Source organism: Nocardia fusca NBRC 14340, assembly GCF_001618425.1.
Taxonomy (GTDB): domain Bacteria; phylum Actinomycetota; class Actinomycetes; order Mycobacteriales; family Mycobacteriaceae; genus Nocardia; species Nocardia fusca.
This window is the reverse complement of record NZ_BDCU01000067.1, coordinates 48564-68488: the sequence shown is the minus strand read 5'-3', so window position 1 is coordinate 68488 and position 19925 is coordinate 48564. Positions and strand designations below refer to the sequence as shown.

Sequence of the window (19925 nt, the reverse complement as noted above, 5' to 3'; positions counted from 1 at the left end):
TGAAATCGGTGCCCATCAGTCCGCAGGCCCGGGCGGCGCTCGGTCTGCCCGACGATGTGGTGAAACTTTCCCCACCCGAATTGATCCGCGCTATTCTGCTCGCCCCGGTGCAATTGCTCTGGAACGGCGGTATCGGCACCTATATCAAGTCGATTTCGGAAACGAACGCCGACGCCGGGGACAAATCCAACGATGCGGTCCGCGTGAATGCCGATCAGCTCCGGGTGAAGGTCATCGGTGAGGGCGGAAATCTCGGTGTGACGGCGCTGGGGCGTATCGAGTTCTGCCGTAACGGCGGGAAGATGAATACCGACGCGCTGGACAATTCCGCGGGGGTGGATTGCTCCGATCACGAGGTGAACATCAAGGTTCTGCTCGACGGTGTGGTGTCGGCGGGCGAACTCGATATCGAGGATCGCAATCCGCTGCTCGCGGAAATGACCGACGAAGTCGCTCAGATGGTCCTGCAGGACAATGTGTCCCAGAACTATGTGATGGGCATATCCCGGGCGGAGTCGGCGCGGATGCTCAATGTGCACCGGCGTCTCATCGAAGAACTCGAGACCGAGCGCGGACTCGATCGGGGACTCGAGGCGCTGCCCACCGACGCCGTACTCAAGCGCCGGCTCGAGGAAGGCACCGGGCTCGCGTCGCCCGAACTCGCGAATCTGCTGGCCCATGTGAAATTGGCGCTGAAGGCGGACCTGCTGGCCGGCGATCTGCCCGACAGCGCGTTCTTCGCGGCCCGGCTGCCGGAATACTTCCCGACCCCGTTGCGGGAACGGTTCGGTGCGGCGATCAAGAAACATCGGCTGCGCCGGGAGATCGTCACCACCATGATCGCCAACGAAGTGGTGGACTACGGCGGCGTCACCTACACGTTCCGGCTGGGCGAGGAGATCGGCGCCACCGCGACCGATACCGTCCGGGCCTTCGCCGCGGTCACCGATATCTTCGGCCTGCACGATATCTGGGGCCGGATCCGGGCCGCCGATACGACGGTGGGTGTCCGTGACCAGCTCGAGCTGGAGACCAAACGGACCCTGGACCGGGCATCGCGCTGGTTGCTGACCAACCGCCCCCAGCCCATCGCCGTCGGCGCCGAGATCAACCGGTACCGGGTGGGCGTGCGCGAACTCGCGCCGAAGGTGCCGGGCTGGTTGCGTGGTCACCACGTCACCACGCTCACCGATCAGGCCGCCGATCTCGTCGCGCATGGGGCGCCGCTGGATCTCGCGACCGAGGTCTTCGGACTGCTGCATCTGTTCCCGCTGCTCGACGTCATCGATATCGCCGATATCACCGACCGCTCGGGCGAGGAGGTCGGTGCGCTGTACTACGCGCTGAACGAGCATCTGAAGATCGACTGGCTGCTGGAGGCGGTCAGTCATCTGGAACGCGGCGACCGCTGGCACGCGCTGGCCCGGCTCTCGCTGCGCGACGATATGTACAGTTCGCTGCGGTCGCTTACCCTCGACGTACTCTCCGGAGGCGACCCAGAGGAGAGCGCGGACGAGAAGATTGCATACTGGGAGTCCAAGAATCAGTCCCGGCTCGGCCGTGCCCGCGCGGCGCTGGCGGAACTGTTCGAGTCCGGAACCCACGATCTCGCCACGCTGTCGGTTGCGGCGCGGCAGGTGCGCAGCATGGTGAGTGGGGTGGGCGCCCAATCGGAGGTACCACGGTGACGAACGCTGTTCCCCGCAACGGAGCGAGTCCGGATGTGGAGGTACCCGCTGCGGCTTCGCCGCGGCGGTTCCACACCGCTGTGCACGTGCGCTGGTCCGATATGGACGTTTTCCAGCATGTCAACCACGCTCGGATGGTGACCCTGCTGGAGGAGGCACGTATCCCCTGGCTGTTCGAGGACGATCGGCCGACCGTCGGCCTGCGCGACGGTTGTGTGCTCGCGGACCTGCATGTGAAGTACCGGGGGCAGCTTCGGCACGACGACACGCCGCTGGATATCGCCATGTGGATCGAACAGTTGCGGGCGGTCGATTTCACCGTCGCCTACGAGGTCCGGGCGGCGGGTGCCGCGCCCGACTCGCCCGCCGCGGTTACCGCGACCACCCAGCTGGCGGCGTTCGATATCCGTACCCAGCGGCTGCGCCGGCTCACCGGGCCCGAACGCGACTATCTCGCCCAGTGGCTGGACGCGTGAGCGGGTCGGCGGTACCGGTCCGATCGTGACGACCGACCAGCGGGTCCTGTCCGTACCGGACCCGGCAGAACGCGAGAACCTGGCCACCTTCCTCACCCGGGCGCAGCGCCTCGATCCGGCGGTGGTGGTCCGGTTGCGGCGGCGGAGCACCGGGCTGGTGGCGGCCTGGGTCGCCACCGGTTTCGAGGCGCTGGCGACCCGCACGGTCGCCGCCGAGCTGGCCGCCGAGGATGTGACGGTCGGTGCGGACACCGTGCTGAACGGACTGTCCACGCCGGGCCCGATCGATCTGGGTTACTCCCTCGATTCGGCATGGCGCGGCGCACTGCCGCCGGACAGTGGTTTCGGGCATATCGACGATCTGCCCGCCCGCACCCTGGTCGAACTCGCCGAACGCGGGGCCGACCTGGCGAAGGAACACGGTTCCGGGCACGGGCCACCCGCGTCGCTGCTCGATCAGACCGTGCTGACCGTCTCCGCGGCGCAGGTACGGGTACAGGTGCCGATGCGGGTGGTCTTCGCGCTCACCGCCATGGATTTCATCCCGCACGCGGGAGAGCGCGCGGATTCCGAGCGGATTCCGCCGGGTGAGCTGGTCCGGGTGCGCGCCAGCAACACCTGGCTGCGATTGGACGCCCGTTACGGTTCGGTCGCCCGCCGGAGAACCGGCGGGCTCTCGCTGACCCCGGCGGCGGGAGCCTGAGACCGCTGTGCCCGGCCGCGGTGCCGCCGCGAGGTCAGGCCGCGCCCTCGCCGAGGTATTGCAGCCAGACCGGGTCCAGTTCGTTGACCGTGGACAGCAGACGCCAGTGCGGCCCCTTCGGGGAGACCAGGGGCGCACGTAGCGTCCAGCCCAGTTCGCTGAGCAGTTTGTCGGCCTTGCGATGGTTACAGGGTGCGCAGCTGGCCACGCAATTCTCCCAGCTGTGTTCGCCGCCGCGGCTGCGCGGGACGACGTGATCGATGGTTTCGGCCTTGCCGCCGCAGTAGCCGCATCGGTAGCGGTCCCGCTGCATGAGTGCCGCCCGGGTCATCGGGACGCGGGCGCGGTAGGGAACCCGGACATAGGTACGCAACCGGATGACCGACGGAATAGCGACGGCGGCGCCGGCCGAATGCAGGACCGGCCCGGTGGGGTCGTGGTGGACCGCGTCGGCCTTGTCGCAGACCAGCAGCACGATCGCGCGGCGGGCGGTGAGCGCGGTGAGCGGTTCGTAGGTGGCGTTGAGGAGCAGAACGCGGCGCTTCGGCCAGCCGATCGGCTGCGGCGCGGTGAGGTGTGGAGCGGAATCGCTCCCGGCGAGGGAATCGGAACGAGCGGCGGTATCGGCATTGTGCCGGTCGACCGCGTGATCGGACAGCAGGTGCAGCGGAGGAGCCCCCGACCCACGAGCGTGGACGTCGGCGGGCTTCAGTTGTCGGTGGCGTATCGCCTCCGGTGATCGGGCGCCGGTCCGTTGCTTCATGTCGACCCCAAATTCTGCGTTTCAAGATCATGTGGTATCTCGGCCGAGACAAAACCCAGTTGACCATGGAACGCCCCGCAGCGCACGGTTATTTTGCACAAAGGCCGGTGAACTGTGCCTGAAGCGACCCTCGGCGGCCGCAGGGCCGGAAACGCCAGGTGCAAGCGTTCGCATCGGCCGGGGAGCCCGCGAATCTGCGAACCCGTGCCGGCGCGGGCACAATGGACGGCGCATCCGGCGAAACGAGAGGGTTCATGACTTCGGGCAATACGGCTTCGGGCACTCCGGCGGGCGAACAGGCCACACGCTCCTTCTACGAGGTCGTCGGCGGGGCGGACACCTTCCACCGGCTGGTGGCCGCTTTCTATCGCGAGGTCGCCGCCGACGAAGTACTGCGCCCCATGTACCCGGAAGAAGACCTGGGCCCGGCCGAGCGCAGGCTGCGAATGTTCCTCGAGCAGTACTGGGGCGGCCCCCGCACCTACTCCGACGAACGCGGCCACCCGCGCCTGCGCATGCGGCATATGCCGTTCCAGATCGGGCCGGTGCAGCGGGACGCCTGGCTGCGCTGTATGCGCATCGCGGTCGCCGAGATCGAGCCGGAAGCCCTCGACGACGAGCATCGGCGGCAGTTGCTCGACTATTTGGAGATGGCGGCGAACTCGCTGGTCAACTCGGCCTGGTGAGGTCGGCGGGCGATGGTGCACCCGGTCGGTGCGGGTCGCGCGGGGCGAGACGGGCCTCAACCCTTGGAGGTGTCTCGCAAAACTCGACTCAGGTGGTTGCGCTGGTGGTCGAGGCGTCTTTGGATGCGTGACCTCGGGATATGGGTGGTGTCGCCGGTGACACGACCTATCCCTCGGTGAACTACTACAGAGGATCGTCTACCTTTAGGGCGTGAGCATTCTCGAGACGGTGGCGATTTTCGCCGGTATCCCATTGGGGATCTACCTCATAATCGCTGGTTTGTCGTACCTCGGTAAGCCGCTGCCCGGTGAGAAGCCGGTCCACTTCGATATGAGCAAGAAGTGGACGGCCGCCCCGGTGCTGTGGAGTGCCACCGACGAGGTGACCGGTCCCGGTCACTTCTATGACGCCGGTGAGTCGTCGCACGGCTCGCATGTGGCGTTCGATGCCCTCGAGGCACCCAAGGAAGCGTTGATCGGAGGCCGGGCAAGTGGCAAGTACTAAGTGGCCGGCGGTGGTCGAGTCCGACCTGCCGCGGGGATACGCGCTCACCAGCAGCGGCCGGGTCTCCGGGGTGCACGAGGCCGGTGACGTGTTCAAAGAGGCGCCGTTCGACAACAACGAGCGGCTGGCCATGGACAATGTGCTCACCGAGGCCACTCGGGCGACCAAGGTCCGGTTCAACGTCTTCATCGGCGATCTCGGCGTGGATCCCGCGACCACGGTGGACGCGCTGTTCCCCACCACCCCGGAGGCGGCACGTTCGGTGCTCATCGCCGTCTCCCCGAACGACCACGCCGTGGAGGTCCGCTCCGGTAGGGATGTGGCCGAGCGTGCGAACGACCGGGTGTGCCAGCTCGGCGTCACCGCCGCGTTGAGTTCGCTGCGACAGGGCGAGCTGATCGACGGGCTGATCTCGGCGGTGCGGGTGATGGCCGCGGCCATCGGCCGCTGACACCCCTCCGGCCGATGGCCGGGAGCGCTCGCAGAGACGACACCGGCGCGTCCACCATTGGTGGACGCGCCGTTGGCTGTTCGGAGCTCAGGAAATATCGAAGGCGCGGGCGCGCAGTGACCGTTCGACCCCCGCTTTACCCTCGCTCACCAGGCGTCGCAGGGCCGGCGGATGGTCGGCGGCGAGGAATTCGTCGGCGCGGGCGACGGCTTCGTCGCTGATATCCCAGGCCGGGTACAGCCCGACCACCACGGTTTGCGCGACCTCACTGGACCGGCGTTCCCAGACCGCGGGGATCTCGTCGAAGTACCGCGCCACGAACGGCGCCAGCAGGCTGTCCTGTCCGGCCGGCGCGAAACCACCGACGATGGAACGGGCGGTGATATTGGGCACCGAATCGTCGCCGATCACTTTCTCCCACGCCGATTCCTTCACCTGCGGCTGCGGGCGCGCGGTGGCCGCGGTGGCCGCCTGCCGCCGGCCGGCCGCCGTTTCGTCGTTGCGCAGTTCGGCATCGATGGTCGGGGTGTCCGGGCCGTCGGCGTCGATCTCCCCCGCCGCGGCGAGGGCGGTGAGCAACCGCCAGCGCAGATCGGTGTCGACGGTCAGGCCGGGCAGGCCGACGGCCGCCGGATCGCCGTCGAGCAGTTCGCGCAGCACCTCGCTGTGCCAGGCGGACAGTTTGGCGCCGGTGAGGGCGTTGACGAACGCGAGCTGATGATCGGACCCGGGTGCCGCTTCGCGCGCCAGCTCCAGGAGCCGGTTCGCGTATTCCGGCCAGCCGGTGGTCTCGGCCCAGGCCGGATCGGCGTAGCTGCGCAGGGCGGTGTTGGCCTGCATGAGCAGCCGCTGCACCACCCCGATCTCGGTTTCCGCGCCGATCCCGCGCTGGACCAGCGCGACGAAATCCCGGGCGCGGAATTCGGCCTGCCGGGTCATCTCCCAGGCCGCGGACCAGGCGAGGGTGCGGGGGAGGGGATCGGCGATATCGGCGATCCGGTTCACCAGCACATCGAGCGAATCGGCGTCGAGGCGCACCGAGCAGTAGGTGAGATCGTCATCGTTGACCAGCACGAACTTCCCGCGTTCGGTACCGACCAGCTCGGGGACCTCGGTGCGCTCGGCGGCGTCCAGATCGAGTTCCACCCGCCGGGTGCGTACCAGTTTGCCGTCGCGGTCGTCGTAGACACCGATGGCCAGGCGATGCACGCGCCGTTCCCCGGCGCCGGGCGCCGCGCCCTCCTGGACCACCGCGAAGGAGGTGAACGTGCCGTCGGCGCCGACCTCGAATTCGGGGCGCAGGATGTTGAGGCCGGTGGTCTTCAACCACTGGGCGCCCCAGGTGGACAGGTCGCGACCCGAGGATTTCTCCAGCGCCGCCAGCAGGTCGTCGAAGGTGGCGTTGCCGTAGGCATGGTCGGCGAAGTAGGCGCGCAGACCGGCCAGGAACGGCTCCAGCCCGACGTAGGCCACGAGCTGTTTGAGCACGCTCGCGCCCTTGGCGTAGGTGATGCCGTCGAAGTTCACCTCCACCGCCGCCAGGTCGGGGATATCGGCGGCGATCGGGTGGGTGGAGGGCAGCTGATCCTGCCGGTACGCCCACGATTTCTCGACATTGGCGAAGGTGGTCCAGGCACTGGTGTACTCGGTGGCCTCGGCCTGGCACAGCACCGACGCGAAGGTCGCGAAGGATTCGTTGAGCCACAGGTCGTCCCACCACTTCATGGTGACCAGGTCGCCGAACCACATATGGGCCATCTCGTGCAGTACGGTCTCCGCGCGCCGCTCATAGGAGGCCCGGGTGACCTTCGACCGGAATACGTAGTCTTCGAGGAAGGTGACCGCGCCCGCGTTCTCCATGGCGCCGGCGTTGAACTCCGGAACGAACAGCTGATCGTATTTCCCGAACGCGTAGGGGACGCCGAAATTCTTGTGGTAGAAGCCGAAACCCTGCTTGGTCTCGGTGAACAGCCGGTCGGCGTCCATATGTTCGGCCAGCGAGGCGCGGCAGTAGATGCCCAGCGGAATATCGCCGTGGTCGTCGGTGTAGGTATCGGTCCATTCGGCGTAGGGACCCGCGATGAGCGCCACCAGGTAGGTGCTCATGAGCGGAGTGGTGGCGAACCGGTGCTTCCCGCCGTCCACGGTGCCGGCGCCGTTGGAGATGACCTTCCAGTCCGCCGGTGCGGTGACCTCGATATCGAACGTGGCCTTGAGGTCGGGCTGGTCGAAGCAGGCAAACATCCTCTTGGCGTCGGCCGTCTCGAACTGCGAGTACAGATAGACCGCGTCGTCGGCCGGATCGACGAACCGGTGCAGGCCCTCGCCGGTGTGGGAGTACTCGCAGTCGGCCTCTACCACGAGTTCGTTACGTTCGGCGAGGTCGGTGAGGGTGAGGCCGGTGGATTCGTCGTAGCCGCCGATATCGAGCGGGGTGCCGTTGAGCACCGCCGAACGCACTCCCCGGGCGACGATATCGACGAACGTGGATGCACCGGGTTTCGCGGTGAAGGTGACCGTACTGCGGGACAGGAATGTCTGTTCGCCCGGTTTCCCCGCCCCGTCGGTCAGATCGAGTTCGATGCGGTAGTTCTCGACCGAGACGACCTCGGCGCGTTCGATCGCCTGTTCGCGGGTGAGGTTCGGTGCGGACATCGGGCTCCTTCGAGGACACGAGTGCAACGGGCACGGGCGTTGTCCACAATGCCACGCCGGTAAGGTTGCCCGCGCGGGAGTCGATCTCGCCGGCCATACGACCAGGATCGGAGCGACAACGTGAAGCATGTGCACGCCGGAAAGGTGCGCGACCTGTACACCGACGGCGACACGCTGCTCCTGGTCGCCTCGGACCGGGTTTCGGTGTACGACGTATCGCTGCCCACCCCGATCCCGGACAAGGGTGCCCTGCTGACCCAGCTGTCCAACTGGTGGTTCGAGTATTTCGCCGATATCCCCAATCATGTGCTCTCCGGCACGGATGTGCCGCCGGAGTTCGCGGGCCGGGCCGTGCGGGTGAAGCCGTTGAAGATGGTGCTGGTGGAGTGCGTCGCCCGGGGTTACCTGGTGGGTTCGGGATGGAAGGACTACCAGCGCACCGGTGCGGTCTCGGGGATCAGGCTGCCCGAGGGATTGCGCGAAGGCGACAAACTCCCCGAGCCGATCTTCACACCGACCACCAAAGTGTCCGATACCGGCCACGACGAGCCCATGACCTTCGACGAAGTGGTCGCGCAGGAGGGTGCCGAGGTCGCCGCGCGACTGCGTGACCTCACGCTCGACCTGTACTCCCGGGGCGCGGCCTACGCGGCCGAGCGCGGTGTGATCATTGCCGATACGAAGGTCGAATTCGGCTGGGACGGTGATGTCCTCACCCTGGGTGACGAACTCCTGACCTCCGATTCCTCCCGCTTCTGGCCGGCCGCGGAATGGGAGCCCGGCCGGCCGCAGCGGTCGTTCGACAAGCAGTTCGTCCGGGATTGGGCCACCTCCACCGGCTGGGACAAGGAACCGCCCGGCCCGGAGATCCCGGCCGATATCGTCGCGGCGACCCGCAGCAAATACGTCGAAGCCTACGAGCTGATCACCGGCCGCAGCTGGGGATCGCCGGAGTCGTGAGGCGGGTGCCGGAGCCCGGCCGCTCGTAGGGCAGCGGACCGGGGCTTTCCGGTGCTGTGGGTCCCACAGCTCACAGTGGTGCCGAGGTGTCCGCGAGCCGGGCCGGGTCGACCGGTTCGCCGGACAGGATCAGCTCCTTGATCCGGTCACCGACATCCCACACGTTCACGTTCATCCCCGCCAGTACCCGGTGCTGCGGATCGAGCCAGAACGCGACGAATTCCAGGCCGGCGCGGTCGCCGCGGACGACCACCTGTTCGTAGTCGCCCGGCGCGGCGAAACCGGTGTACTCCATCCCTAGGTCGTACTGGTCGGTGAAGAAGTAGGGGAGCCGGTCGTAGGACGCGGCGCGGCCGAGCATGGCCGCGGCCGCCACCGCGGGCTGATTCAACGCGTTCGCCCAGTGCTCCACCCGGATACGGCGGCCCAGTACCGGGTGGTCCTGCTCGGCGATATCGCCCACCGCGACGATATTCGGATCGCTGCTGATCAGGCTCGCATCGACGAGGACGCCGCTGTCGGTCAGCAGACCGGACGCTTCGGCGAGTTCGATATTCGGCCGGGCCCCCACCGCGACCAGGACCGCGTCCGCGCCGAATTCGGTACCGTCCGCGAGCGCGACACCGGTCGCCCGGCCGTCCGCGGTCGTGATCTGCTGGACCCGCGCCCCGAAACGCAGGTCGACCCCGTGGCTGCGGTGCAGGTCCGCGAATACCTCGCCCATCTCCGGGCCGAGCGCGCCCAACAGGGGCGCGGGGCCGGTTTCGAGGATGGTGACCGCCACATCCGCGGCGCGCGCCGCCGCGGTGACCTCGAGCCCGATCCAGCCCGCCCCGATCACCACCAGGCGCCGGGCGGTGCGGAACAACTCGATCAGGGCATCCGATTCGCCCAGGGTGCGCAGCGTGTACACACCTCCGGCATCGGCGCCGGGAATGGGCAACCGACGGGATTCCGAGCCCGTGGCCAGCGCGAGTCTGTCGTATTCCAGCGTCGAACCGTCGGGCAGGGCCACGGTCCGGGTGGCCCGGTCGATCGCGGTGACCTCGGTGCCCAGCCGCAGATCCACATTGTGGTCGCGGTACCAGGCCGCGTTCTCCACGGTGAACTCCTCGACCGGTTTCGCACCGGTCAGGTACTCCTTGGACAGCGGCGGCCGCTCGTACGGCAGTCGGTCTTCCCTGCCGATCAGGGTGATGTGCCCGTCGAAATCGTTGTCCCGCAGCGCCCGGGCGACTTTCGCCCCGGCCAGGCCGGCGCCGACGATGACGAAATGCTGCGCAGAGGTCATGGCTGATACTCCCTTGTGGTGGGCGGTTCCAGCGACGATCCGAATCCTCCCGTCAGCCTACAAAGGACAGCGCCGATCTCCGTGCCGGTTCGGGAACGAAAACCCACCGGACGGGGTTGCTCGTTACAGCGCCTGTGTCCGGCGACCGGCCGGCATTGCGGCGGTAACCGTGGCGGTGGGTGGTATCCGCCGCCGACCCGTGGAGAGGAACGAAACGTGCCCGACTCGGCCGAGAAGAAGGACCTTGCCGAATTCTGGTTCGACCCGTTGTGCCCGTGGTGCTGGATCACCTCCCGATGGATCCTCGAGGTCGCGAAGGTCCGCGATATCGAGACACGGTTCCATGTGATGAGCCTGGCGGTGCTCAACGAGGGGCGCGATCTGCCCCCGGAGTACCAGGAGCTCATGACCTACGCCTGGGGGCCGGTACGGGTGGCCGTCGCGGCGGCCGAACAGCACGGCGAGGAGATCCTGTCGCCCCTGTACACCGCGCTGGGGACCCGGTTCCACAATCGCCGCGCCGAGTTCGAGCGCGAAGACGACCGCAAGGGCACTTTCGCCGCGATCGTGGCGGACGCGCTCGCGGAGACCGGACTGCCGGCCGAACTGGCGGCGGCGGCCGAGAGCAGCGACTACGACGAGGCGCTGCGCAAGAGCCACCACGCCGGGATGGACAAGGTCGGCCCGGATGTCGGCACGCCGACCATTCACGTCAACGGAGTCGCGTTCTTCGGCCCGGTGCTTTCCCGCATCCCGCGCGGTGAGGAAGCGGGCAAATTGTGGGATGCCGTGGTGACGCTGGCGGCCTACCCGCACTTCTTCGAACTCAAGCGCACCCGGGACGAGAGCCCGGAATTCGACTGAGCCGCGGGGTTGCGGTTTCCGCTCGGCAGCCGCAACCCACCCGGATCAGCGCGGGACTTTGGACAGCGCGACCGCATTGCCGCCGTGCCCGGCAGGCGGTGGCTGCCCGGGCAGCGGGCCGAACCGCGGCGGGGCCGGGTCGGGCCGCCAGAACAGCTTCCCGTGCCGGCTGCGATCACGCAGCGCCCACATGCGCCAGGTGAGCACCGGATGTGAGGACATCGCATTGACCATCCAGACGAAGAAACCGCGTTCCTGGGCCGCGCGGTCGGCCATCTCGTCGAACCCCACCACAGAGTTCAGGTACTTTCCGGCCGCCAGGGTGCCCATCGCGGCGGGTGCCCCCTGCGGCCGATGGCAGTAACCGTGGTTGTCGGCGGTGTACTCCTGGGCGCGGATCAGCGAGTTGCCCAGCACCGGCAGGAACGGCACCAGGAACATACCGAGCTGCCGCCAGTAAGAGGCGTGGCCGGCCGCGATATGGCCCACTTCGTGACCGATGATGAACGCCAGGGCGTCCGGTTCCCGGGCAGCGCCGCTGATCTCGAACAGATCGCTGTAGACCACCACGTAGCGGCGGAAACCGTGCCCCGAGGCGAAGGCGTTGATCCGGCCGTTGCCCAGCACGACGTAGGCATCCGGGGCACTGGCCATACCGAAGCGGGCCGCGGCCTCCTGCACCATCCGGTAGCCCTCGGGGAACTGGGAGGGTGACATCTTCACCCCGTTCACCCGCTGGGACGAGAAGTTGACGCCACGACCGAACCAGAGCAGCAGCGGGGCCGCCACCAGGAGCAGGATGTACTGGTTGACCAGCCCGAGGAACAGCAGCAGGAACGCCAGCAGATACGAGACAACGGTGAGCAGTATCACCACGACCAGCAGCGGGATCTCCCAGCTGTGCCGGGCGGGCATCCCGAACGGCGACAGCCCGCGGGGCTCGTGCCGCGGCACCGGCGGTGGGGGATACCCGCCCGGGAGCGGGACGGAGGAGGCGGGACGGTCGGTGAGCCACGGGTAGGGCCCGGGCTCCGGTGTACTCGCGGACCAGGCGGCGCCGGGGCCGGATCCGGACGGCTGCTGAGGGTCGTGCGGCTGCATACCCACGACTCTAAGCAGTGAACCGGTGACCCCGCCCGCCGTCGGCGCCCGGTAGAGGGCCTGACAGAATCGCAGCCATGCGCGTATACCTGGGTGCCGATCACGCTGGTTTCGAATTGAAGAACGCCGTCAAGGACCACCTGGAAAAGGCCGGTCACGAGGTCGTCGACTGCGGCGCCCTCGTCTACGACGCGCTCGACGACTATCCCGCCTTCTGCATCGAGGCGGCCCGTCGCACCGTCGCCGACCCGGGCAGCCTGGGGCTGGTCTTCGGGGGTAGCGGTAACGGCGAGCAGATCGCCGCGAACAAGGTGCCGGGTGCGCGGTGCGCCCTGGCCTGGAGCGTCGAAACCGCCCGCTTGGCGCGGGAACACAACAACGCGCAGCTGATCGGTATCGGTGGCCGGATGCACTCGCGCGACGAGGCCCTGGCGATCGTGGACGCCTTCATCGAGACCCCGTGGTCGAACGAGGAGCGGCATCAGCGCCGGATCGATATCCTCGCCGACTACGAGAAGTCCGGCGAACCGCCGGCGCTGCCTGCCAACTGATCCACGGGCAGGCGAGTAGTCGGGTGCCGGAAGGTCATACTCTGCACCGCCTCGCCCGCCGGCACGAACAGCGGCTGGCCGGCGCGGTGGTGCGGGTGACGAGCCCGCAGGGGAAGTTCGCGACGGGAGCCGCCCGGGTCGACGGCCGGATTCTCGTCCGCTCCCAGGCGTGGGGCAAACATCTGCTCCACGAATACGAGGGTGAGCTGTACGTGCACATCCACCTGGGGCTGTACGGCACCTTCAGCGAATCGGAGCTGCCGATGCCCGAGCCGGTGGGGCAGGTCCGGATGCGGCTGACCGGGCCGGGCCGCGACGGCCGCGGGTTCGGCACCGACCTGCGTGGGCCCACCGCCTGCGAGATCCTCACCCCGCCGGAGACCGAGGCGCTCATCGCCCGCCTCGGACCCGACCCGCTGCGCCCGGACGCCGACCCGGACCGGGCGTGGGCGCGGATCCGCCGCTCACGGCGCAGTATCGGATCCCTGCTGATGGATCAGCGTGTGATCGCCGGAGTGGGCAATGTGTATCGCGCGGAAATACTTTTCCGGCACGGCATCTCCCCGCAACGCCCGGGCGCGGAATTGACCGCCGCGCAGTGGTCGGCGCTGTGGGCCGACCTGGTCGACCTGATGCGGGTGGGCGTGCGTCGCGGGAAAATGCACGTGGTGCGGCCGGAGCACGATCACGGGGCACCCTCCTATGCCGCGGACCGGCCGCGCACCTATGTCTACCGCCGGGCAGGTGAGCCCTGCCGATGCTGTAGCGGGCCGGTGCGCCATACGGTGCTGGAGGGCCGGAACCTGTTCTGGTGCGCGCAGTGCCAGCCCGCCTGAACCGTGCGGCTCAGCCGGCGACGGCCGTACCGGTGTCGAGCGTTTCGGCCCCGGCGTAGCGGCGCCCGCCCGCGGTTTTCGCCGAGTACATCGCCCGATCGGCCCGGCGCAGCAGTTCGGCCAGTTCGCTGCGGTCCTGCGGTGGGGCATAGGTGGTGCCGACACTGGCCGAGACCGGTACCGGCCCTGCCGACGACCACACCGAATCGTTCAGCGCGTGCACGATGGCGTGGGCCAGTTCGGTGACGCGGTTGTCGGCCATCCCGGCCGCCAGCACGAATTCGTCCCCGCCGTAGCGGCACACCACCGCCCCCGGCGGCGCCACCTCCCGCAGCCGCTTGGCCAGTTCGACCAGCACCTCGTCGCCCACCGCGTGACCGTAGCTGTCGTTGATCTGCTTGAACCGGTCCAGATCCACCACCAGCAGACCCACCCCGCGGTCGGCCTGTTCGGCCATCATGCGTACCCGCTTGCGCAGCAGGGTGCGGTTGGCCAGCCCGGTCAGCGCGTCATGGGTGGCCTCGTGTTCGAGCCGCTGCTGCAGCGCGGCGAATTCGCGGACCCGCTGGGTGGCCTCGTCGGAAAGGTTCTTCTTCTGCTGGGCCAGCGCCAGCTCCTGGAGCGCCTGGGCATAGCTGTCGATGGCCTGGCTGGCCACCAACGGCCACCGGGTCGCCACCAGGGATCCGCGCGGGCCGGCCGGAAAGCCGAGCAGGGTGCGTGTGACCAGCGCGAGCATCCGGACCTGCTGCAGTGGTTCGGCGCAGAGCCGGGCGCCGAGCCGACGGGCCGCGCGAATCGGGAAGGGATCGGAAACGGTGAGGTCCAGCAATTGCTCGAGAATCTCGACGAGTACGGGTTCGATCTCGGCGGCGCTGATATCGGCGTCGGGCTGGGCGCCGGCGGCCAGCGCCCACTCCCGTGCCGTGGAGCGGACTGGTGGCCGGATCTCAGCGGTCATATCGACCACCGGCGGCGGTGGAGCTCACGCCGCGGATCAGGGTCCGCCGCGTCGGTACCGGGCTGGGCCGGCTCTGTCGCACTGCTATGCGGATGGTCCACCTTGTCGGGTGCACGCTACCGCCCCCTTTCCAGATACCCCGTCCGGCAAGAAGATCGTAGCAAGATGGTGGAACCCGCCGACCTGCGTTCTAGAACAAGTTCGGGGCCCCGGTACAACAGTGATCTCTGCTCCTATCGTCGCGGAATCGCTTGCGTTACACACTTTTGCAGAGATGTCGGTGCCGTGCCCGGTCCGGCGATCGGCCCGGTGGACCCTGGAATCCGGATTTCCCGCTACTGGTAAGTCGGCGGGGGCCCACCCGGGCCCGGCGCCACCGGTGCTCTGTGCCGGTGAGGGGCTGATTGGCGAAATGAAACCACGATTGGGTAGAGTCGCTGTGCACACGATATCGTGGCGATCCCATGGATGTCGTATGCATGCGGGTGTAGTTCAATGGTAGAACCTCAGCCTTCCAAGCTGATGGTGCGGGTTCGATTCCCGTCACCCGCTCCACCGAAAGGGCCCTGTCAACAGGGTAGGCGTCGCCGGTTCGAGGGGGAGCCCGGGAGCCGCCGCTATGGTGGCCGCGCCGATAGCCGACCCGACGACCGGCTCCCAGGAACCGCTCCACATGTGCAGAGCGCTCCGCGTCGCGACCCCCGCACCCGCCAGCGCGTAGCCGATGCCGTGGGCGTCGGCGCGGCCGCGAGGCGCCGGAGGGCGGTGCACGATGCAAATCTGCTGTTACTTTTTCGTCGACCGCCGGAGCGGATATTTCCTACCCGCCGAATGCCAGGAAGACGGCCATCGGCCGAGCAGGCCGGAATTGCTGTGCCCCTGGGGTTGTGCTCACCGCCGAGCGGTGAGCGCGACCGGACCGGGCGCCGGTGTCGCCGGCCGGGCCGGCCCGGCCTTGTGCACCCGGTCTTTCCCGCCGACCGTGTCGATGCGGCGCTTCTGCGTGGTTTGCCTTCGCCGTGAATGCGTGGCATCTTGTTCTCGTTCGAGCATCCCGGGCACACGGGATGGGAGAACACGGTGAGATTCGGCCGGTATGGATATCGGTTCGGTCGCACGGGCCCGATCGGGTACGATCGGGCGGAGCGAGAGTCAGTTCGACCAGCGGTTTCTTGGCATATGGGCAGGTCCCGTACCACTGAAGATCCGTCTTCCGAGAGCTGATGGTGCGGGTTCGATTTCCGTCTCCCGCTCCGGTCCGGTGCTCGTTTCCCTCCGGGGAGAGTACGGGGTGTGGCGCAGCTTGGTAGCGCACCCGCTTTGGGAGCGGGTGGTCGCAGGTTCAAATCCTGTCACCCCGACAAATGTTCGTTCGCGCTCCCGCGCGCCGCTGATCCGCCCCTCAGATTCGCGACCGTGACGGCTGTTTTCCGTCGTTCACCGCGCTCTGCTGACCGGCGCGTGGAAGCCCGATCTCCACATCCGGCGCGGGGAGTTCCGCGCGGCGCCCGAAGGCCTGGTCGATCAATTCGGACGCGGCCCGGGTGACGATCAGCCGTGCGATGGCCAGGTCGGTCTCCAGTTTGGTGCGGTCCTTGGGGTTTCGTTCCGATTGCTCGTAGGCGCGGCTCGCCAGTACGTAGAAGATCTCGGCGGCGTAGCGGTCGGCGATGCGGTCGCAATCCGCGCGCATACGTTCGACCAGATGGAAGGTGGCGGCCGCGGGCAGGCCGGCGTCGGTGAGCCGGGTGGCCAGATCGCTGCAGCGTGGGTTGGTGACCCGGTACACGTCGAAGGGGTCGTCACTGGCGGCCAACGCCTGCTGGACATATTCGGGAAGTTCGTGGACCGGCTCTTCGGGCTCGGGCTTCGCCGCGGCCGGCGCCTGCCGTCCGGGTGTGCTGACGGTCTGATCGGTGACACCCAGCACGTCCCCGAGACCGTCGCCACGGTCCCAGGCGGCCAGGAGTTCCCGGATACCGTTCAGCTTCATACCCCGGCCGAGCAGACGGCTGATGGTCTGCAACCGGTTGAGGTGGTCCGAGCCGTAGTAGCCGATCCGGCCCCGGACGTCGGGCGAGGGCAGCAGCCCACGCTCGTGGTACACGCGGACACTGCGCACGGTGGTTTCGGCAGCCCGCGCCAGCTCGTCGATCGTGTACTCGGATTCGCCAGCCATACGTATAGGAAACCATAATCGGGCCCGTAGATAAACGGTCCGTAACCAAACGAACCGCTGAGCAGCGGCTAAAAGATGTGAAAAACATGTCAACGTCCCGTTACCTAACGGCATGAGACCTTGCCTGAACGGCCTTCTGTGCTCTAACGTGCGTGATACAGCTGACACCAGCTGGTTTCCGGGGACTGTTGAGCAGCCCTGACGTTCCGCCCGACCAACGGGACACGTATCGGTTTCCCCCGGCGTGCCCTCGGCAGTTCCGGAGACGGTTATGAGCACAATGCGAGTTCGTTCCCTGAGCGTGGTTACACCCCGCGCCACCACCACTTCCCGGCTTCCCGCGACGCCGCTGCCGGCGCCTGCGAAATCGGCACAGCGGCCGCCGTGCGCGGAGGTACCCGACAGCTGGGACCTCGACTCCGGAACTCCGGAAGCCTGGCATTCAGCGGTGCGCATCTGCTATGGGTGCCCGCTGTTCGCGCAGTGCAGCCGGTTGGCGCAGACACTCATCGAGCGGGGCGACGCGCCGCGAGCCATGATCTGGGCGGGCGTCGCCTACGACAACTCGGGCAACGTCATCGAGAACCTCGACCGGCACCGGACCGTGCCCATCGACCACAAACGCCCGATGCGCATCATCCGCAACGGCCCACGCCCCACGCACGGCACGGCGGTCGCCGGTGCCCCGAAACGGCATATCGTGCTCGGCCGCCCACTTCGGCCGACGGAGTCGGCGGCTGTCTGAACTATGCTCCGGGGCAAACACGGATCTAGCTCTGGTGGTGTGTAGATGACAATCCTGGCGTTGGAGATCGGTCCGACCCGGTTCGCGGCGATCGAGATCGCCGACGACGTCGGGGCCGACCGGGTCCAGCGGATCCCGATCCCGCGTGCCGGGGCGTGGGATCGGGTTCGGGAGCTGCTGCTCCGGATTGCCGCGGGGCGAGATGTCACCGCGGTCGGCATCGCCTCGAACGGACCGATCGATATGGCCTCCGGAGTGGTGGCGCCGGATCAGGTGAAGGAATGGCAATCCGGCTTCCCGCTGGTGGAAGCGGTGCAGAAGCTGTTCCCCGCCGCGACGGTCGCGATGGCCCTCGACGGTGTGTGCCTGGCACTGGCCGAACGGCATTTCGGCGCCACCCAAGAGGTAATGGACTCGCTGTCGATCTATGTCTCGGACACGATCGTCGGCGGTGTGATGGTCGGCGGCTTCGTGGTGGTCGGGCGTACCGGCAACGCGGGCCAGATCGGTCATGTGCTGGTGCCCGGCTACGACGAGCGATGCGCATGTGGGGGGCGCGGCTGCCTGGAATCGGTGGCCGGTGGTGCGGCGCTGACGAAATGGGCGCGCGAGCAGGGCTGGGAGGGGGACTCGCTCGAGGCTCTGGCGGCCGACGCGCAGGCGTCCGACCGGACCGCGGTCGCGGCGCTGGAGCGGGCCGGTACGGCGCTGGGCCGGGCGATAGCCTCGGTGGCGCCCCTGCTCGACATCGACCGGGTGGTGATCGGCGGGCCGATCGCCACGCCTGGATCGGCACTGTGGAAATCACTGCACAACGCCGTCGCGATGCACGCGCGGCTACCATTCCTCACCGGACTTCGGGCGGTTGCGTCGGAGCTGGAGGATCTCGGCCTGTTGGCCGGCGCGGGCGTTATCGCCCTGACCTCGCAGAGTGAGTGAATTTCCCTGTCGAAAGCCGGATTCGAAGGGAACCCGGCTCGTTCAGGGCGCCCCGCCGAGAGTGCCGTGCCGCGCCGCCTCCGCGTCTCCGCCGCGCCGTGACAGTCGGTCGGCACCGGCCGGTTTGCCGATATTTAGCCGAAGTCTCCGATGGAGTCCTCTTTCCGGCTCCGGCGCGGGTCAAAGCCGGTGCGGGAACCGCTGCGGGACCCGAACGGTTCGTGTTGCCAAGGGTTTCCGTAGAATTCCCGAGTCGGTGCGCCGGAGGATCGGTCAACCGGGGTTGCGTGCGGCCCGGTTGCGGAGCTTGCACTCCGTGATAGCCCAAGGTCCACTATTGAACGTGCCGCTGCGCAACGGTACATTATCTCTTGCGGCCGTTGTCTCGTTTGAGGCACCCACCGCGCAACAGTAGGACGCACGCGATGAGAGGGCGCAGTGATCCCCTGGGTGACGGTCGAAACTTTGGCGCCGGAAGGATTCTCGGTCGCGTCGGTCGGGGATACCGCACGGGAGTTCGCCGACTGGCGACGAGTACTGCAGCGGCAGCTCGCACGCACGCCGGCCTTGTACGACGGGTTGAGCACCCGTGATATCACCGAAGCTCTCCGTGCCTCCATCGAAGGTTCGGTCGATGTGGACAAGTCCGTGTCCACCCGCTCGGGTCCGCACCGGCTGATCGTGCGTCCGGTCTTCGGGCCCGGCGGCGACGTCCACGCTGTTCGCTGGTGGGCCGGACCCCAGAACGGCCCGGTACCGCCCTTACCCGGCGCGGTCGGAGTGACCTGGGATCTGGACAGTCAGACCCTCGCGCAACCCAGTGGTATCACCGCCCTCTCGGGGATCGCCCCCGAGGAATACGTGCCGCGGATGTCCATCGCGGAATTCTTCCACCGGATCTCTGCCTTCGATCGGCACGCCGAAGTGCTCGATCTCCTCTACCGGCCCGTCCCTGGAGACAAGCTGCAATTCGAGGTCTCCGTCCTGCGCAACGCGGGCCGCGTCACCCGGTGGCGGATCACGGTGCGGGCACGTAACGACGAGTACGTGCGGGGTGCCTGGTGGCTCATAGAGGACATCACCTCCGACCACGACCCGGCGATCTGGCCGACGCTGGAGAGTGTCGGGTTGCGGGAAGCGCATCGGCGGGCGGGGAATCATCTGGCGGTGGTCCAGCTCGCGCACGCCAGCATTTCCCACTGGCTGACCGACCCCGCACCCTGGATCCGCTGGGATTACCTGTTCCGGCCGGTCGATGTGTTCCATCCCGAGGACCGGGTCCGGCTGGTGGAGCTGGGCTCCCGGGTGAACGGTGGCGACAGCGCGGGGGTTACGGTGCGGGCGCTCAACTACGCCGGCGGTTACACCCCGACCTCACTGCTGCTGTATCCCTACCCCGGCTTCTCCAATCGCGAACTGGCCATCGCTCAGCTCGTGCGGGTTGCCGACGATATCCCCATGGTGGAACCGGAACCGACGGATCTGGCCGCGCCGGGAACGCCGATCGGATACGACGACCAGCTCAGATATCGGCTGGCCGGCCGGTTGCGGCACAACGCGATGTCCTGAGG

Annotated in this window: 19 protein-coding genes and 2 tRNA genes; 15 read left to right on the top strand and 6 right to left on the bottom strand. The window is 67.8% G+C overall.

The genetic code is table 11. The features are described from left to right. The 3 genes from NF4_RS34550 to NF4_RS34540 all read left to right on the top strand — a co-directional run. A partial coding sequence (locus NF4_RS34550; RefSeq protein WP_198165584.1) for an NAD-glutamate dehydrogenase domain-containing protein occupies nucleotides 1-1688 on the top strand: 1688 nt, incomplete at its 5' end. A gap of 35 nt (nucleotides 1689-1723) precedes the next feature. Further along, nucleotides 1724-2164 carry an acyl-CoA thioesterase gene (locus NF4_RS34545; RefSeq protein WP_269749675.1) on the top strand — a complete coding sequence of 147 codons (441 nt, stop codon included), beginning with the start codon at nucleotides 1724-1726 and terminating at the stop codon, nucleotides 2162-2164. A gap of 25 nt (nucleotides 2165-2189) precedes the next feature. Further along, the gene (locus NF4_RS34540; RefSeq protein WP_063131599.1) at nucleotides 2190-2867 is read left to right on the top strand and encodes a DUF8185 domain-containing protein; all 678 of its coding nucleotides are present in this window, start codon (nucleotides 2190-2192) and stop codon (nucleotides 2865-2867) included. A gap of 34 nt (nucleotides 2868-2901) precedes the next feature. Here the strand turns inward: NF4_RS34540 and NF4_RS34535 are convergent, their stop codons facing one another. Further along, the gene (locus NF4_RS34535; protein WP_198165583.1) at nucleotides 2902-3630 is read right to left on the bottom strand and encodes an HNH endonuclease; all 729 of its coding nucleotides are present in this window, start codon (nucleotides 3628-3630) and stop codon (nucleotides 2902-2904) included. A 254-nt stretch (nucleotides 3631-3884) separates the two neighbouring features. On the opposite strand from NF4_RS34535, the gene NF4_RS34530 reads away from it, so the two are divergent. The 3 genes from NF4_RS34530 (at nucleotide 3885) to NF4_RS34520 (ending at nucleotide 5272) form a co-directional block, all read left to right on the top strand. Continuing rightward, nucleotides 3885-4316: a globin gene (locus NF4_RS34530; RefSeq protein WP_063131598.1), complete on the top strand. Its 432-nt coding sequence runs from the start codon at nucleotides 3885-3887 to the stop codon at nucleotides 4314-4316. Between the two features lie 211 nt (nucleotides 4317-4527). Continuing rightward, nucleotides 4528-4821, top strand: coding sequence for an aa3-type cytochrome oxidase subunit CtaJ (gene ctaJ / locus NF4_RS34525; protein WP_063131597.1), 294 nt, complete (start codon nucleotides 4528-4530; stop codon nucleotides 4819-4821). Next, nucleotides 4808-5272 carry a DUF5130 domain-containing protein gene (locus tag NF4_RS34520; RefSeq protein WP_063131596.1) on the top strand — a complete coding sequence of 155 codons (465 nt, stop codon included), beginning with the start codon at nucleotides 4808-4810 and terminating at the stop codon, nucleotides 5270-5272. The genes ctaJ and NF4_RS34520 overlap by 14 nt, the downstream gene beginning before the upstream one ends. Before the next feature lie 87 nt (nucleotides 5273-5359). Here NF4_RS34520 and pepN read toward each other — a convergent pair whose 3' ends face one another. Then, nucleotides 5360-7927, bottom strand: coding sequence for an aminopeptidase N (pepN, locus tag NF4_RS34515; RefSeq protein ID WP_063131595.1), 2568 nt, complete (start codon nucleotides 7925-7927; stop codon nucleotides 5360-5362). Nucleotides 7928-8047: 120 nt separating this feature from the next. Here pepN and NF4_RS34510 point away from each other — a divergent pair, with 120 nt between their 5' ends. Further along, the gene (locus NF4_RS34510; RefSeq protein WP_063131594.1) at nucleotides 8048-8887 is read left to right on the top strand and encodes a phosphoribosylaminoimidazolesuccinocarboxamide synthase; all 840 of its coding nucleotides are present in this window, start codon (nucleotides 8048-8050) and stop codon (nucleotides 8885-8887) included. A 70-nt stretch (nucleotides 8888-8957) separates the two neighbouring features. On the opposite strand, the gene NF4_RS34505 is transcribed toward NF4_RS34510, so the two are convergent. Then, nucleotides 8958-10178 (bottom strand): NAD(P)/FAD-dependent oxidoreductase, encoded by a 1221-nt coding sequence (locus NF4_RS34505; RefSeq protein WP_063131593.1) that lies wholly within the window; start codon nucleotides 10176-10178, stop codon nucleotides 8958-8960. Nucleotides 10179-10394: 216 nt separating this feature from the next. Here NF4_RS34505 and NF4_RS34500 point away from each other — a divergent pair, with 216 nt between their 5' ends. Next, nucleotides 10395-11042 carry a mycothiol-dependent nitroreductase Rv2466c family protein gene (locus tag NF4_RS34500; RefSeq protein WP_063131592.1) on the top strand — a complete coding sequence of 216 codons (648 nt, stop codon included), beginning with the start codon at nucleotides 10395-10397 and terminating at the stop codon, nucleotides 11040-11042. A gap of 45 nt (nucleotides 11043-11087) precedes the next feature. Here the strand turns inward: NF4_RS34500 and NF4_RS34495 are convergent, their stop codons facing one another. Then, entirely contained in the window at nucleotides 11088-11972 is an 885-nt protein-coding gene (locus tag NF4_RS34495; RefSeq protein WP_439956803.1) for a M48 family metallopeptidase, read from the bottom strand. A gap of 248 nt (nucleotides 11973-12220) precedes the next feature. On the opposite strand from NF4_RS34495, the gene NF4_RS34490 reads away from it, so the two are divergent. Then, nucleotides 12221-12694: a ribose-5-phosphate isomerase gene (locus NF4_RS34490; RefSeq protein WP_063131591.1), complete on the top strand. Its 474-nt coding sequence runs from the start codon at nucleotides 12221-12223 to the stop codon at nucleotides 12692-12694. A 23-nt stretch (nucleotides 12695-12717) separates the two neighbouring features. Next, complete coding sequence (locus tag NF4_RS34485; RefSeq protein ID WP_063131590.1) at nucleotides 12718-13530, top strand: Fpg/Nei family DNA glycosylase; 813 nt, start codon at nucleotides 12718-12720, stop codon at nucleotides 13528-13530. Nucleotides 13531-13540: 10 nt separating this feature from the next. On the opposite strand, the gene NF4_RS34480 is transcribed toward NF4_RS34485, so the two are convergent. Continuing rightward, the gene (locus NF4_RS34480; RefSeq protein ID WP_063131589.1) at nucleotides 13541-14491 is read right to left on the bottom strand and encodes a GGDEF domain-containing protein; all 951 of its coding nucleotides are present in this window, start codon (nucleotides 14489-14491) and stop codon (nucleotides 13541-13543) included. Between the two features lie 481 nt (nucleotides 14492-14972). On the opposite strand from NF4_RS34480, the gene NF4_RS34475 reads away from it, so the two are divergent. Both NF4_RS34475 and NF4_RS34470 read left to right on the top strand, forming a co-directional pair. Next, a tRNA-Gly gene (locus NF4_RS34475) sits at nucleotides 14973-15046 on the top strand. 732 nt (nucleotides 15047-15778) lie between these two features. Then, nucleotides 15779-15852: transfer RNA gene (locus tag NF4_RS34470), tRNA-Pro, on the top strand. 41 nt (nucleotides 15853-15893) lie between these two features. On the opposite strand, the gene NF4_RS34465 is transcribed toward NF4_RS34470, so the two are convergent. Continuing rightward, the gene (locus NF4_RS34465) at nucleotides 15894-16670 is read right to left on the bottom strand and encodes a MerR family transcriptional regulator (RefSeq protein WP_063814795.1); all 777 of its coding nucleotides are present in this window, start codon (nucleotides 16668-16670) and stop codon (nucleotides 15894-15896) included. Nucleotides 16671-16941: 271 nt separating this feature from the next. Between NF4_RS34465 and NF4_RS38330 the strand changes: the two genes are divergently transcribed. The 3 genes from NF4_RS38330 (at nucleotide 16942) to NF4_RS34450 (ending at nucleotide 19923) form a co-directional block, all read left to right on the top strand. Further along, a complete protein-coding gene (locus NF4_RS38330; protein ID WP_157120758.1) occupies nucleotides 16942-17415 on the top strand; it encodes a hypothetical protein in 474 nt (157 codons plus the stop codon). Nucleotides 17416-17460: 45 nt separating this feature from the next. Continuing rightward, the gene (locus NF4_RS34455) at nucleotides 17461-18354 is read left to right on the top strand and encodes an ROK family protein (protein ID WP_063131587.1); all 894 of its coding nucleotides are present in this window, start codon (nucleotides 17461-17463) and stop codon (nucleotides 18352-18354) included. Between the two features lie 450 nt (nucleotides 18355-18804). Beyond that, complete coding sequence (locus tag NF4_RS34450) at nucleotides 18805-19923, top strand: GAF domain-containing protein (protein WP_063131603.1); 1119 nt, start codon at nucleotides 18805-18807, stop codon at nucleotides 19921-19923. Nucleotides 19924-19925 lie beyond the last annotated feature (2 nt).

Bases quoted from the DNA above. Each gene is read 5' to 3' on its own strand.
- NF4_RS34455 (WP_063131587.1), top strand. From the start codon at position 17,461: ATGACAATCCTGGCGTTGGAGATCGGTCCGACCCGGTTCGCGGCGATC.
- NF4_RS38330 (WP_157120758.1), top strand. From the start codon at position 16,942: ATGAGCACAATGCGAGTTCGTTCCCTGAGCGTGGTTACACCCCGCGCC.
- NF4_RS34490 (WP_063131591.1), top strand. From the start codon at position 12,221: ATGCGCGTATACCTGGGTGCCGATCACGCTGGTTTCGAATTGAAGAAC.
- pepN (WP_063131595.1), bottom strand. From the start codon at position 7,927: ATGTCCGCACCGAACCTCACCCGCGAACAGGCGATCGAACGCGCCGAG.
- NF4_RS34465 (WP_063814795.1), bottom strand. From the start codon at position 16,670: ATGGCTGGCGAATCCGAGTACACGATCGACGAGCTGGCGCGGGCTGCC.
- NF4_RS34480 (WP_063131589.1), bottom strand. From the start codon at position 14,491: ATGACCGCTGAGATCCGGCCACCAGTCCGCTCCACGGCACGGGAGTGG.
- NF4_RS34530 (WP_063131598.1), top strand. From the start codon at position 3,885: ATGACTTCGGGCAATACGGCTTCGGGCACTCCGGCGGGCGAACAGGCC.
- NF4_RS34505 (WP_063131593.1), bottom strand. From the start codon at position 10,178: ATGACCTCTGCGCAGCATTTCGTCATCGTCGGCGCCGGCCTGGCCGGG.
- NF4_RS34535 (WP_198165583.1), bottom strand. From the start codon at position 3,630: ATGAAGCAACGGACCGGCGCCCGATCACCGGAGGCGATACGCCACCGA.